Raw genomic sequence first — 12,171 nt, 5'->3', positions numbered from 1 at the left:
GAACACTGTGGGAGCTGGCTTGCTCAGCGATTCGTGCGCCAACCTCACGTACTCCATTCGCAGTGTGAAGCGCAGGCTTTGAGATGGGGTAAAGCCTGCCAGGTGTATGTCGTAAGGTTTTTTGCGCTCTTGAGATCGAGCGCCGCCCGCGCGGCGCATCGCCGGCAAGGCCGGCTCCCACATTGGTTGCAACGTACCATGGCCTGTGCGGGCGGCGTTGTCAGCCTGGTGCCAGGCGAGAGTGCGTGTCGAGGCCAAAAAGCCTGGCGGCTAACATGCAATCGCGAGATGTGTAGATACCTATGGCCATCGCGGGGCAAGCCCGCTCCTACAGCGGGCTTGCCTGAAGTGCACCCGCTTGCCGATACTGTGCTTTTGCCACCGGTGAACCGCTATGCCCATGGAACTGCCCGAGACCATCCGCCCGTTGTTCGTGGCTGCGGGCTGGCCTGCTCAAGTGACTGCCGTAGAGGCGGACACCGTGCCCAGCGACCACCCCGCCCACGGCCTGCTCATAGCGTTCAACGGCCTGTGCGTCGGCCACTGCGGCGCGGGTCAAGAATGCGCTGCCGGCGACATCGAGTTCAGGGCCAAGCCCGGCCTGCACAACGAGAAAATCATCCAAGCGATGCAACGCAAGCTGAACACCACCCTGGTGTGCATCGGCGATGTCCACCACGGTCATGGCGCGCTGTTTGTCGACAGCCAGGGCGCCTGCTACCTGATGAGCCAGGTGCACGACGCCTTCTGGCTGCAAGCCAGCACCTTCGCCGATGCCGCAGAAGGCCTGCTGCTGGGCCGCAATCCGCAAATGCAACTGCTCTGAACAGTCAGGCACAAATAAGGCAAATTGCTGGCCCCCTGCTACCCGCATCATTGGCAAACTCGCTGCCTTTTCAGCAAGTTAGGTAGGTGCTATGCGGGCTTATGGATTGATCCTGGCAGCGTTTGTTCTCGTCGCACTGCCGCTCGGCGCCCAGGCCAAAGCCTTGGGCAACAACGACCGTTTCATGTGCAGTTGGGGCTCGGACATGGCCGCCGGCGCACAGCAATCGAAGCTGTCCGGGGTGACCCTGTACACCGCGCGCAAACGCCTGCAAGTGCGCAAGTTTGCCAAGCCGTGGATGCGCATGACCGCCATGGGCATCACCGAGCAGACCTACAGCAGTTCCTCACGTCTCAAGCCTGCGGCCATCAAGCAGACCTACTACGAACAATGCGTCAGCCATGCGCTGGCGCGGCGCTGAACCGTTATCTTTAACTTCGCAGCTCAAGAGCAACGCTTGTCCTCGACCTGACATTTTTGCCAGTTGTGCGATTAGCGTCACAGGCCTACTTTCTTGAGGCAACAGCAACTTCCATGCAGAGCAGCAAGACTCGAGGGTTGGCGCAATGAGCAACAGACTGAGCGGTACGGTGAAATGGTTCAATGATGAAAAAGGCTTCGGGTTCATTACCCCGGACGGTGGTGGCGATGATCTGTTCGTGCACTTCAAGGCCATCGAAAGTGATGGATTCAAATCACTGAAGGAAGGGCAAAAAGTCTCCTTTATTGCCGAGAAAGGCCAAAAGGGTATGCAGGCCGCGCAGGTTCGGCCGGAGTAAAGACGACAGGTAATTCCCGCAGTTTCACGCATCAGGAGAAGCGCTCATGTCCAGAACTCCTCGTTCCCCTGTTGGCTCGACCGAAAGTGAACTGAGCGTCTCCACTCCCAGCTGGCAGGAGCAGGACATCTTTTTTCAAATCGGCCCCACAACGGCAGGCGGGCTGATCCTGCGCGAAGGCCAGGTGGTGAGTTACGAACTGGTGCAAGGCCCGCAAGGGCAATGGTTAGCGGTCGATATCCAGATCATCGAAGAGCCGCCGCTAAACTAGGCTGAGCAGCCCGTGTATGATCCCTGGCACATTCATCCGCCAAGGATTTCGGGATGACCAGCGAGTTTCATGGCAGTTGCCTGTGCGGCGCCATCACCTATCACATCGACACCCCGATCAAGGCCGTGACCCATTGCCATTGCAGCCAGTGCCGCAAGGCCCACGGCGCAGCCTTTGCCACCTATGGCAGCGTGCCTGCGCAGGCCTTGAGCTGCAGCGACCCACAGGCGATGCTACGGGTGTTCAAATCCTCGCCCACGGTCAGCCGCAGCTTTTGCTCAGGCTGCGGCACGAGCCTGTTCTGGGCCAATGCCAGTGGCGACTATCCAGACTGGTTGAGCGTGGCGCTGGGCACCCTGGACACCCCTTTCGAGCCCGCCCGGCAAAAACATGTGCACGTACAGTCCAAAGCCTGCTGGCTGGTGATTGCCGATGCGTGGCCGCAACAGCAGTGAGCGCAACGACTTCACCTCAAGGACGCACCATGTATCGTTTGTTTTACCCCTGTATCGGCCTGCTCATGGCGCTGGCGCTTCCGGCTCAAGCCAGCAGCCTGTGCCCTCGCGCCAACACCGAAGCGCAGATGTATGACTGCATGCAGCAGGCGCTCAAGCGCTCGGACCGGCAATTGAATGAGCTCTACCAGGCCCTGGTCGAACGCTTCAAGGACGAAGGCGCAACACCTGGACGCCCGACCCAGGACCTGGCGCTGAAAAAAGCCCAGCGCGCCTGGATCACCTTCCGCGATGCCAGCTGTGAATTCGAAACCTACGAGTCCGTCGGCGGCAGCGGTTATGGCTCGATCCACACCCACTGCCTGCTGCAACAGACCCAGTCCAGGGTCGAGTATCTCAAGCGAGTAACCGGCATGCCTTAGACCGGCGTGCTGGCGGCCTCGCTGGCGATGGCTGCGCGCACTGCGGGCCGCTGGGCAATACGCGCAAAGTACGCTGCCAGTGCCGGCCATTGGCCGATGTCGATGGCGAACAGCGGCAACCAGTTCAGCACGGTAAACAGGTACGCGTCGGCGACGCTGAAACTGCCCCTGAGGTAATCGCTGCTGGCCAGGACCTGCTCCAGGTAGTCCAGGCGCTTGAACAACTTCTCGCCAAAGATCGCCTTGGCCGCCTGCGGCAACTGGGCATTGAACAAAGGGGCACTGCCGGCATGCATTTCCGTGCTGATGAAGTTGAGCAGCTCCTGCAACCGCGAACGCTCCCAGCTACCATTGGCCGCTGCCAGGCCAGCCTGGGGCCTGAGGTCGGCCAGGTACTGGAGAATGGCCGGGCCTTCGGTCAGCACTTCGCTATTGTCCAGCTCCAGCGCAGCCACGTATCCCTTGGGGTTGATGCTGCGAAAATCGCGGCCGTCGGCGGTGGCCTTGCTCTGGTTGTTGACCCGCACCAGCGCGAACGGCAGGTCCAGTTCGCGCAGGATGATATGCGGCGCCAGTGAGCAGGCGTTAGGGGCGAAGTAGAGTTTCATCGGGTGTCTCCTCAGAGGATCAAGAGGCACAGGATCAGCCCGCAGCTACACAAAATAAACTTAGGATTCCAGCAACCGATCATTAGCAACGCTTATGTCAGGCGCGGACTTGCGCACATGCCGCAGCAGTGCCTGGGTCGCAGGCGACGGCTGGTCCGCTGAGCTGCCAACCAGACCAAAGCGTCGGTAGATCGGCGGATCCAGGTCATACACGCGCAACGAACGCAGGTCCTCGGGCAAGGTCGAGGCCGGTACGATCGACACGCCCATGCCCTCGCCCACCAGGGCAAACGCAGTGTTCCAGTCACGCACCGTCAGTCGCACGTTGCTCAACTGCAGGCCCGCCTGCTGGACCAGGCGCTGGCCATGCAAATGACAGCCGCCGGTGGCGACCACGAAAGGTTCATCGACCAGCTGCGCCAACGTCACCGGGCTCAAGCTGCCGCGCCGGGCCAGGGTGTGCTCGCTCGGCACCGCCGCCACCCAACGGTCATGCCCAAGCATCAGCGGCGAGCGATGTGCCGCGGGGTTCATCACCACGCCCAGGTCGATATCACCTGTGGCCAGCCAGCTCTCCACCTCCTCGTCGGTGCCCTCCAGGCAAATCACTTCAATGCCCGGATGCAGGCGCTTGAAGCTATGCAATAACGGCGGCAGCAGCGAGGCGAACAGTGAAGGAAAGGTCGCCAGGCGAATGCGCCCCAGGTGACAACCACGGCTGGCATCGACCAGGTTCTGAATCGACTCAAGCTCAGCCACCATCCGCCGCGCACGGACCAGCACCTGCTCGCCCAACGCAGTGACGCTGGTGTGCTTGCGTTCGCGCACGAACACCTGCACCCCCAGCGCCGCCTCCATCTGGCTGATCGCTTGGCTGGCGCCAGACTGAGTGATGCCAAAGGCCTCGGCGGCGCGCGAGACATTGCCTGCATCGGCCACCGCGACCAGCAGCTTCCAGTGCATCAGGTTCATCATGATCGTGGTCTTCCAGAACTCACCAAGGCGATGCCGCTGATCTTACCGAGATTGCCCGGCCCCAGATAACCCTGCTCACCTCACAGCCGATACTCGACCCGGTCCGCCTCCACCGGCGTCGGCACTTCCCAGCGAAAGTACATGCGTTCGATGTCCTTGTTGCGCAATGAGGTATCACGCCGGGCGTTGCGGCGCATCAGCTCGCGCTCGCTCTGCTCCAGGTACACCAGGTGCACGTCGGCGTCATAGCTGTAGAGCAGGTCGAGGGTCTTCTTGCGCATCTGCTGCGACAGGTGCGTGCTGTTCCACACGAAGGGTTCGCGACGGCGCAGCAGGGCCTTGGCCTTGTCGATCGCGTACTGCGCCACCGGGCCCTTGTCACCGTGGCCCAGCCCCAGCTCCTGGCGGGCATCGTCGAACGACACCACGGCATGGTTGGGCGCATGCTCGCTGACCCAGGTGTCCTTGCCACTGGCCGGCAGGCCCGCCAGCATGATCACCTGCGAGCCCTGCACCTCACGGTACAGGCTGTACTGCGGCAGCACCGAGGCACCGCGAAAGTAGCAGCGCCGGGTGTAATCATCGGCAAAGGCCTTGGGCTGGTGCAGGCAGCCTTCGTCATCGGCCAGCAGGCGGAACACTTCGATGTCATCGAGTACCCCTTGCTTACCGGCAAAGCCACGGCCCTGCATGTCGGCGCTGGCAATCGCGCAGAGCATCCACACCGGCAACTCCCAGGACAGCCGATGGAGGATCTGCTCGGCCGAACGCCCGCTCTTGTCCCCGGCCAGGGCAAAGAACGGCAACTGGTGCACGTTGATGATCCGGCAGATGGTTTCACGCAGCTCGAATGGCACCCCGGCCTGCCACAGCAGGATGCGTGCATCCACTGCGCCGCGGCGCGAATGGCCGGGCTGGCCGACCTTGCCGGTGATTTCATCGATCACCGTGCACGAGGGCTTGGCGATGTCGTGCAGCAACGCGGCGTAGAACAGCACGAACTGCTGCTCGGGGTTGGCGCGTTGGTACACCGGGTCTGCGAGCAAGGCATCGACCACCATCATGGTGTGGGTCCAGACGTCGCCTTCCTGGTGGTAGACCGGGTCCTGGATGGTCGCCGCCAGGGCGCGCAGTGACGGGATCGCCTCCAGCAGCGCCGGGTAGTCGACTGCGCGACCGGGGCCGGGCATCAGCCCTTGCAATGTGTTCATGTCCATATCATTCAATTCCTTGTGCGGCGGCCGCAAGGCTCGCCCAGGTGACCTGGGGCACGGGGGCATACAGGTCGACACCGCCAGCGAGCAGGTTGGGGATGTACGGCTGGCGCAGGTGGTGTTCATCAGCCTCGAGGATGGCCTGGACGAAGTCGCGGCGCACCCATTTGATTCGCCCGGTGGTGTGTTCGGCGCTCTCGATTTTCAGGTACAGGCCTTCCATCAGGTCGGAGCGGTCGCCCTGGTTCCAGGCCTTGGCAAAGTCCAGTCGCTGGCGGGCGATGACCTCGGCAAAGGCGTCTTTCCAGCGGCGCGACTTGGCTTGCGAATGGCCGACCAGGGCGAGCACATCCTTGAGCCGTGGCGGTGCGATTCCTTCGAACAGCACCGGCACCGACAACACCGGCCCGCCCGCGAGCAGTTGCTGACGCCGGGCGGTGGAGAGGAATACCTGCTCCTCGCGGTCCCAGATATCGAACTCGAAGAACAGGTGCGGCAACTGGTCGTAGAACACGCTGTGGCGCTTGCTCATCACCTCGCCGAACAGCACGTAACGGTCTTCCAGGTGCTCGAGCAACCAATCTTCGTGACAGGCCGCCCATTGCTTGAACTGGCTGAACTGCCGCTCGCGGCTGCCTCCAGCCAGGTAATGGCCACGCGACTGCAACAGCAGCTCGCCGGCAGCGGAAAAACTGATTGCGGCATTGGCGCCATCGAGCTTTTCCTCGACCACCAGGTACTGGCCCTGCAACTGGCTGTAGGCCAACTGGTCATGGTCACTGTCGCCGGCTTGCAGGCGGGAACTTTGCAGGTGCGGGGTGCGCGGGTATTTGTACAGGTCGAGCTGCGCGAGCTCGCGGATATCGAGTGTCATGGGTCTTCTCCAAAAGGGGGAAAACCGACGACAGCGGGCAGGTGAAAGTGCGTGCGCAGGCAGGCACCAACAGGCTTAAACGTCCGTCGTCGGCATCAGGCGTGTTGGTTGGCGTGGGGCACTGGCTTCACCTAAATAATGAGGGGTGGATCTGAGGGTGCGGATTGGAAACGAGATGGGGGTTGGCTGTCAAGTGCTATCGCGGGACAAGCCCGCAGCTTTCTACCCTGTGGGTTTGCCGCGATAAACCTTCATCAGCAATCGCTACTGGCCGGCCGACGATGTCGTCGGCGCGTTCAACCAGCGCTGCTGCAACCGCTGCAACTGGCCATCGGCGCGCATGCGCTCCAGCGCCTGTTGCCAGCGCAGCACACGCTGCTGATTGGTCTGTGGCGAGAAGGCGATATAGGCCCCCTGACGACGCAATGGCATCTGGTAGCGCAGCGGCCCAAGGCCCGCCGCCTGTGCCAGGGTGGCGACACTGAGGTTATCGACCGCCACCAGATCGGCACGCCCCAGGGCCAGCAGGCGCATCATCTGCTCGGGTGTGTCGACCCCATACAGATTGCCCAGCCCCTGCGCTTTCAGGTCCCGGTAAGCCTGCCATTTGCGCGGCACCACGATATGCCGCACGCCCGCCGCTTGCTGTAAATCGCCTATCGCCAGCGTACTGTCGGGAGCGGCGTACAACGCGGTCTCCACCTCCAGCAATGGCCCTACCCATTGATAACTGGCCTCCCGTTCGGGGGTGCGCAAGACGGTGAAGACCGCGGTGTCCTCATCGCTTTGCGCCTCTCTCAAGGCACGCAGCAGCGGCAGCCGCTCAAGCCGCACGTCATCACCCGTAGCCTGGCCAAGACGGCGGACCACATCCACCGCAAACCCGGTCAACTCATTGCCTTGTTGAAAGTGCAGCGGCGGATGGTTGTCGGTCAGCAGGCGCAATTCGGCGGCAATGGTGCCGAGGGGCAGGCACGCCAGCAGGCAGGCGGCGAACAGCTTCATGTAATCGATCTCGGGAGGTAGGCGGCGATGTTTAGCGTGGTCAATTAGCAGTGATTATATTCGCCTGCTAGCGCTGCATGAGGTAGGCGTTCGTACCTGCAGTAGCCTTGTCAAAGGCCACTACAGATATCGCGGGGATTACTCTTCGGACACCTCATGACATGTTACTGTGATGCCTTGATCTTTGTGCTTCGCGTTAGCTGGGTCCCTTTCCGCTTGCGCTTTAGCTTCCTCAGCACTCGACGCTTGATAAATATCGTATGCCGCGTCATCGGCTGGACTGTCTGTCCCTTTACTGTACCGACATTCATAGTCTTTTTTAGTTTCAGCCCAGCCTGCCAACGGCGAGGTCATCACGATCACTGCGCATACCAACATTACTTTTCTGGAGAGGTTCATAAACTTGCGCTCCTGCACAAAGGCGAATTACCGATAAAGTTTTTGCCCGGTGCCTGAAACCCTTGTTGACCGCCTACCACCAAGCACCTTGGCACCGTGATGCTAGTGATTGAATAAAACAGTGTCACCTGACAGAAATGCCAGGTGTGCCGGTACACCGCTCACATTAAAAACTGCTTCGCGTACGGAGTTTGTGCTCGAATTCAGCTGCGCAAAGCGCGTTCCATAACAATGATCCGCTCCGCCCCTTCCATCACCTCACGGACCTGGACATACCCCAGCCGGGCATAAAACCCTTGAGCGGTAATCGATGACGGAATGCGCAACAGCACCTGCCCTGACTGCTGCGCCAGGGCTTCGACTGCCTGCATCAGCGCACGCCCCAGGCCCCGGCCTTGCATCTCAGGCGCCACAAATACGCTGCGCACTACATTGCCCTGCAGACTGGCCGTGGCAACGACTTGCTGGTCGACCAATGCCACCAGCACCTGGCGTTGTTCAAGCAAGGCCAATACTCGCACTGGGGTAAAGTTGTCCTCGATCTGGGCGATCAGCGCCGCTGAATAGTCGGCGGCGTTGGTCTGGCGCAAGGAACGAATGATCACCGTGCTGATGGCGTTGGCATCGTCAGCTGTGGCGGGGCGAATGTGCAGGGTCATGATCTCGTGTCCTTGAGACAGGGGCGGGACGACAGTGTGCAATGTGTTCACGCTGGTAAGCCAGCTATAGCAACACTCAACGCGCCCGACGGTGTGGATGTCGGCCTGAACCTGGGCAATGCCCAGCACGGGTAGCAGCACGAGCAAGAACGGGATGCTCATGTCACTCTCCTGATCAACCGAATCAACGTTGCACAGCGGTAGTTTTCAACCAGGTCTGAAAGTGCAGCGAACCGACAACGGCATCGGCATCCGGGGTCAGCGAACGATCGTCGATCAACGCCCCGAAATAGGTGGCTGCAGGGTCGCTGATCACTTCCCTGGCATCCTGATTGTGCGCAAGGTAGCTGCGTATGAAGTCGGCCAGCGGCAGGCGCTCGGGGCCAGCGACTTCAAGGGTGCGGTTGGCCGGTGCTTGCTCGACGAGGTTGGCCAGGGTCAAAGCCACGTCAGCCGAGGCCACCGGTTGCAGAGCGGCGCTGGTCAGGCGTACACAGTTGCCGTCCGCACCGGAATAAGCGATCGCCCCCATGAACTCGAAAAACTGGGTAGCGCGCAGGATGGTATAGGGCATACCCGAGGCCTTGATCAGTGCCTCCTGGGCCAGCTTGGCGCGAAAGTAGCCACTGACCTGCATGCGCTCGGTACCCACCACCGACAGGGCGATGTGGTGACGGACCCCGGCGGCCCGTTCCGCCGCCAGCAGGTTATGCCCTGAAGTCTGGAAGAACGCCAGCACGGCGGCGTCTTCGAACGACGGCGAGTTGGCTACATCGACCACTACATCGGTGCCCTGCAGCGCTTGTTCCAGGCCTTCGCCGGTGAGGGTGTCGACCCCGGTCCTGGGCGAGGCGGCGAGTACCTTGTGGCCGTTTGCGCGCAGGTTGTTGCACAGCTGGGTGCCGATCAGGCCGGTACCACCGATCACGACGATTTTCATGGCTGCTGCTCCCGGGGCGTGTGGCAGCCCTCTATTTTACGCCGAGCAACGGCAGCCCGCAGGCCAGCGGACGAGCGTCATCGTGGCTGATCCGGTACAGTACGCGCCGCTCGAGAGATGGATCCCGGGCTAATTGTCTACGGAGTTATGCAGTGAAGAACCTGAGCAAAGTTATCGCCTCCGGCCTGTTCGTCCTGGCCCTGGCAGGTTGCACCGGCGCCCCGATGAAAACCCAGCACTACAACGCCGACCAGTACACCGTGATCGGCCACAGCGAAGCGAGCGCCACCGGCCTGTTGGTCCTGGGCATCATTCCGGTTCGTCAGAACAGCCGCTTTGTGCGCGCGCAGAATGCCGCGATCAATGCCAAGGGCGGCGACGCGATGATCAACACCCAGGTTCAGGAAAACTGGTTCTGGGCCTGGGTGCTGACCGGTTACACCACCCGCGTCTCGGGTGATGTGGTCAAACTGAACAACGTTCAGTAACCCCTGGATCGCGGGACAAGCCCGCCAGAGCCGGTGGGAGCGGGCTTGACCCGCGATGGGCATAGGTGTCTACACATCTCTCGATTGGGTGATGGTGTAAAGGTGCGGGACTTGAGATGGGGTAAAGCCTGCCAGGTGTACGCCACAAAGCTTGTTGCGCACCTGAGATCGAGCGCCGCCCGCGCGGCGCATCGCGGGCAAGACCCGCTCCCACATTTGTCGCAACGTGCCATGGCCTATGAGATCGGCGTTGTCAGCTTGGCGGCCTAATTAACCCTGTGCCGCGACGAGGCCCTCAAGCCAGGTATCTGCGAAACCATGCCAGGGTCCTGTCCCACGCAAGGTTGGCCGCCGCTTCGTCGTAGCGCGGTGTCGAATCGTTGTGAAAACCATGGTTGGCACCGGGGTAGAAATAGACCTCGTAGATCTTGCCCGCAGCCTTCAGCGCCTGCTCATACGCCGGCCACCCTTCATTGATGCGGGTATCCAACTCGCCGTAATGCAACAGCAGCGGCGCCTTGATCCTGGGAACATCCGCAGCATCAGCCTGGCGCCCATAAAACGGCACTGCGGCGCCCAGTTCCGGATAAGCCACGGCTGCCGCATTGGCCACCCCGCCGCCATAGCAAAAACCGGTGATACCAACCTTGCCGGTGGTTGCATCATGCTTGACCAGCCATTCGATGGCCGCGAAAAAATCGTTCATCAGCTTGGTCGGATCGACCTTGGCCTGCAGCTCCTTGCCCTTCTCGTCATTGCCTGGGTATCCGCCAAGCGAACTCAAACCGTCGGGGGCCAGGGCAACGAAACCGGCCTTGGCCAGGCGCCGGACAACGTCTTCGATGTAGGGATTGAGGCCACGGTTTTCGTGCACGACCACCACACCCGGGACCTTGCCCGCAGCCTTGGCCGGACGCACCAGGTAAGCACGCACCTGGCCATGGCCCTTGGCCGAGGGATAGTCGACATACTCGGCGAGAATGTCCGGATCGGTGAATGCCACCTGCTCGGCCAGGGCGTAGTTCGGGCTGAGCGCCGCCAGCATGGCGCCTGCGGACAGACCGGCCACGGTGAAGGCCGCCGCACGGTCGAGAAACTCGCGACGGTTGATCAACCCATGGGCGTAGTAGTCATAAAGCTCGAGCAGTTCGGGGGCGAAGTCTTTAGCGCTAAGGCGGTCCATGGCGGTGCTCGCAGGCAGGGGCAATGGAACACAAGCATAGTAGGCCCGGCACCTGAGGCATTAGCACGTATTGCCCTGTAGCAAAAAGTCAATCAGCGCCTTGACCCGCAACGGCACATGCCGGGCGTGGGGGTAAAGCAGGATGAACGGCCGAGAAGTACCGCCATAGGGCGCCAGCACTTCCAGCAACTGGCCACTGTCGAGTTCCTGCTGCACGGTAAAGCGGTACGCCTGCATCAACCCTGCCCCGCTCTTGACCAGGGTGGCGGTGGCCAGGAAGTCCTCCAGGCAGGTGATGCTGCCGCTCACTTCCAGCTCCACATGCTTGCCCTGGACCTTGAACGACCAAGGTACCTTGCGCCCGCTGCTGGGCAACTCGAACTGAATGCATTCGTGAGTCGCCAGGTCCTGCGGCATCTGCGGTGTGCCCGCGGCCTGCAGATACTCGGGCGTCGCCACGATGACCAGCTCGGCGTCTTCCAGGCGGCGGGCGATCAGGCTGGAGTCGGCAGGCTCGCGGCCGCGAATGGCCAGGTCGTAGCCTTCGTCGGCAAAGTCGATGTTGCGGTTGCTGACGTGCATGTCGATCTGCACCTGTGGATAGCGCTGGCGAAACGTCGCAAGCCTGGGCAGCAAACGATAGTGAGCATAGGGCGTCGGCACGCTGATACGCACCAGCCCGGACGGCACCGCCTGGCCGCCGCTGACCGCGCGCTCGGCCTCCACCAGTTGGCTCAGGGCCTGGCGGCATTGCTGGTAGTAGCTGCGCCCGCCGTCGGTCAGGCGCATCTGCCGGGTGGTGCGCACGAACAGGCGTACACCCAGGCGCTCTTCCAGGCGCGCCACCGAACGGCTGACCGCGGCCGGGGTAACCCCAGCCTGGGTCGCGGCGCCAGTGAAGCTGCCGGTTTCGGCGGCCAGGCAGAACAGCTCGATACTGCCCAGTTGAAGGTCATCGAAGTGACGGGTCATGGCGGCTCAATTGATTACGTGAAGTATCAATTCAAATTCCATGCACACCATTTTTCAATAGGTAATTGCAAATTAAAGTTTATCTCACGTGCCCGGCACTC

General features: G+C 61.6%; 17 protein-coding genes. 7 read left to right on the top strand and 10 right to left on the bottom strand.

The window, feature by feature from the left end; all coding sequences use genetic code 11:
• Positions 1 to 394: 394 nt before the first annotated feature.
• The 6 genes from M5G17_RS14885 to M5G17_RS14860 all read left to right on the top strand — a co-directional run bounded on the left by M5G17_RS14885 (position 395) and on the right by M5G17_RS14860 (position 2,753).
• The gene (locus M5G17_RS14885; protein ID WP_273893655.1) at positions 395 to 826 is read left to right on the top strand and encodes an SUKH-3 domain-containing protein; all 432 of its coding nucleotides are present in this window, start codon (positions 395 to 397) and stop codon (positions 824 to 826) included.
• A gap of 91 nt (positions 827 to 917) precedes the next feature.
• Entirely contained in the window at positions 918 to 1,247 is a 330-nt protein-coding gene (locus M5G17_RS14880; protein ID WP_273893654.1) for a hypothetical protein, read from the top strand.
• Positions 1,248 to 1,392: 145 nt separating this feature from the next.
• Positions 1,393 to 1,605, top strand: coding sequence for a cold-shock protein (locus M5G17_RS14875; RefSeq protein ID WP_273893653.1), 213 nt, complete (start codon positions 1,393 to 1,395; stop codon positions 1,603 to 1,605).
• A gap of 46 nt (positions 1,606 to 1,651) precedes the next feature.
• A complete protein-coding gene (locus M5G17_RS14870) occupies positions 1,652 to 1,876 on the top strand; it encodes a hypothetical protein (RefSeq protein ID WP_273893652.1) in 225 nt (74 codons plus the stop codon).
• Between the two features lie 53 nt (positions 1,877 to 1,929).
• A complete protein-coding gene (locus M5G17_RS14865) occupies positions 1,930 to 2,331 on the top strand; it encodes a GFA family protein (RefSeq protein WP_273893651.1) in 402 nt (133 codons plus the stop codon).
• 29 nt (positions 2,332 to 2,360) lie between these two features.
• The gene (locus M5G17_RS14860; protein ID WP_273893650.1) at positions 2,361 to 2,753 is read left to right on the top strand and encodes a lysozyme inhibitor LprI family protein; all 393 of its coding nucleotides are present in this window, start codon (positions 2,361 to 2,363) and stop codon (positions 2,751 to 2,753) included.
• On the opposite strand, the gene gstA is transcribed toward M5G17_RS14860, so the two are convergent.
• From gstA to M5G17_RS14820, 8 genes are all read right to left on the bottom strand, one after another.
• On the bottom strand, positions 2,750 to 3,361 hold the full coding sequence (gene gstA / locus M5G17_RS14855) for a glutathione transferase GstA (protein WP_273893649.1): 612 nt from the start codon (positions 3,359 to 3,361) through the stop codon (positions 2,750 to 2,752). The genes M5G17_RS14860 and gstA overlap by 4 nt on opposite strands.
• 60 nt (positions 3,362 to 3,421) lie before the next feature.
• Positions 3,422 to 4,336: a LysR family transcriptional regulator gene (locus tag M5G17_RS14850; RefSeq protein WP_273893648.1), complete on the bottom strand. Its 915-nt coding sequence runs from the start codon at positions 4,334 to 4,336 to the stop codon at positions 3,422 to 3,424.
• 80 nt (positions 4,337 to 4,416) lie between these two features.
• On the bottom strand, positions 4,417 to 5,553 hold the full coding sequence (locus M5G17_RS14845; protein ID WP_273893647.1) for an AAA family ATPase: 1,137 nt from the start codon (positions 5,551 to 5,553) through the stop codon (positions 4,417 to 4,419).
• A gap of 1 nt (position 5,554) precedes the next feature.
• The gene (locus tag M5G17_RS14840) at positions 5,555 to 6,424 is read right to left on the bottom strand and encodes an RNA ligase family protein (protein ID WP_273893646.1); all 870 of its coding nucleotides are present in this window, start codon (positions 6,422 to 6,424) and stop codon (positions 5,555 to 5,557) included.
• Between the two features lie 264 nt (positions 6,425 to 6,688).
• A complete protein-coding gene (locus M5G17_RS14835; protein WP_273893645.1) occupies positions 6,689 to 7,429 on the bottom strand; it encodes a substrate-binding periplasmic protein in 741 nt (246 codons plus the stop codon).
• Positions 7,430 to 7,567: 138 nt separating this feature from the next.
• The gene (locus M5G17_RS14830; protein ID WP_273893644.1) at positions 7,568 to 7,828 is read right to left on the bottom strand and encodes a hypothetical protein; all 261 of its coding nucleotides are present in this window, start codon (positions 7,826 to 7,828) and stop codon (positions 7,568 to 7,570) included.
• Positions 7,829 to 8,031: 203 nt separating this feature from the next.
• Positions 8,032 to 8,649, bottom strand: coding sequence for a GNAT family N-acetyltransferase (locus tag M5G17_RS14825; RefSeq protein WP_337993373.1), 618 nt, complete (start codon positions 8,647 to 8,649; stop codon positions 8,032 to 8,034).
• Between the two features lie 22 nt (positions 8,650 to 8,671).
• A complete protein-coding gene (locus M5G17_RS14820) occupies positions 8,672 to 9,427 on the bottom strand; it encodes an SDR family oxidoreductase (RefSeq protein ID WP_273893643.1) in 756 nt (251 codons plus the stop codon).
• A 152-nt stretch (positions 9,428 to 9,579) separates the two neighbouring features.
• On the opposite strand from M5G17_RS14820, the gene M5G17_RS14815 reads away from it, so the two are divergent.
• Positions 9,580 to 9,915 (top strand): hypothetical protein, encoded by a 336-nt coding sequence (locus M5G17_RS14815; RefSeq protein ID WP_273893642.1) that lies wholly within the window; start codon positions 9,580 to 9,582, stop codon positions 9,913 to 9,915.
• A gap of 295 nt (positions 9,916 to 10,210) precedes the next feature.
• Here the strand turns inward: M5G17_RS14815 and yghX are convergent, their stop codons facing one another.
• Entirely contained in the window at positions 10,211 to 11,098 is an 888-nt protein-coding gene (gene yghX, locus M5G17_RS14810; RefSeq protein ID WP_273893641.1) for a YghX family hydrolase, read from the bottom strand.
• A gap of 60 nt (positions 11,099 to 11,158) precedes the next feature.
• Positions 11,159 to 12,070 (bottom strand): LysR family transcriptional regulator, encoded by a 912-nt coding sequence (locus M5G17_RS14805; RefSeq protein ID WP_273893640.1) that lies wholly within the window; start codon positions 12,068 to 12,070, stop codon positions 11,159 to 11,161.
• Positions 12,071 to 12,171: the final 101 nt, after the last annotated feature.

Origin of the sequence: Pseudomonas rubra, from assembly GCF_028656935.1 — a bacterium.
GTDB lineage: Bacteria > Pseudomonadota > Gammaproteobacteria > Pseudomonadales > Pseudomonadaceae > Aquipseudomonas > Aquipseudomonas rubra.
Note: the sequence above shows the minus strand (reverse complement) of the source record. Positions and strands in the feature narration are given on the sequence as shown.

Excerpts from the sequence above, each read along its gene's own strand:
- M5G17_RS14885 (WP_273893655.1), top strand. The coding sequence starts at position 395 with ATGCCCATGGAACTGCCCGAGACCATCCGCCCGTTGTTCGTGGCTGCG.
- M5G17_RS14880 (WP_273893654.1), top strand. The coding sequence starts at position 918 with ATGCGGGCTTATGGATTGATCCTGGCAGCGTTTGTTCTCGTCGCACTG.
- M5G17_RS14875 (WP_273893653.1), top strand. The coding sequence starts at position 1,393 with ATGAGCAACAGACTGAGCGGTACGGTGAAATGGTTCAATGATGAAAAA.
- M5G17_RS14870 (WP_273893652.1), top strand. The coding sequence starts at position 1,652 with ATGTCCAGAACTCCTCGTTCCCCTGTTGGCTCGACCGAAAGTGAACTG.
- M5G17_RS14865 (WP_273893651.1), top strand. The coding sequence starts at position 1,930 with ATGACCAGCGAGTTTCATGGCAGTTGCCTGTGCGGCGCCATCACCTAT.
- M5G17_RS14860 (WP_273893650.1), top strand. The coding sequence starts at position 2,361 with ATGTATCGTTTGTTTTACCCCTGTATCGGCCTGCTCATGGCGCTGGCG.
- gstA (WP_273893649.1), bottom strand. The coding sequence starts at position 3,361 with ATGAAACTCTACTTCGCCCCTAACGCCTGCTCACTGGCGCCGCATATC.
- M5G17_RS14850 (WP_273893648.1), bottom strand. The coding sequence starts at position 4,336 with ATGATGAACCTGATGCACTGGAAGCTGCTGGTCGCGGTGGCCGATGCA.
- M5G17_RS14845 (WP_273893647.1), bottom strand. The coding sequence starts at position 5,553 with ATGGACATGAACACATTGCAAGGGCTGATGCCCGGCCCCGGTCGCGCA.
- M5G17_RS14840 (WP_273893646.1), bottom strand. The coding sequence starts at position 6,424 with ATGACACTCGATATCCGCGAGCTCGCGCAGCTCGACCTGTACAAATAC.
- M5G17_RS14835 (WP_273893645.1), bottom strand. The coding sequence starts at position 7,429 with ATGAAGCTGTTCGCCGCCTGCCTGCTGGCGTGCCTGCCCCTCGGCACC.
- M5G17_RS14830 (WP_273893644.1), bottom strand. The coding sequence starts at position 7,828 with ATGAACCTCTCCAGAAAAGTAATGTTGGTATGCGCAGTGATCGTGATG.
- M5G17_RS14825 (WP_337993373.1), bottom strand. The coding sequence starts at position 8,649 with ATGAGCATCCCGTTCTTGCTCGTGCTGCTACCCGTGCTGGGCATTGCC.
- M5G17_RS14820 (WP_273893643.1), bottom strand. The coding sequence starts at position 9,427 with ATGAAAATCGTCGTGATCGGTGGTACCGGCCTGATCGGCACCCAGCTG.
- yghX (WP_273893641.1), bottom strand. The coding sequence starts at position 11,098 with ATGGACCGCCTTAGCGCTAAAGACTTCGCCCCCGAACTGCTCGAGCTT.
- M5G17_RS14805 (WP_273893640.1), bottom strand. The coding sequence starts at position 12,070 with ATGACCCGTCACTTCGATGACCTTCAACTGGGCAGTATCGAGCTGTTC.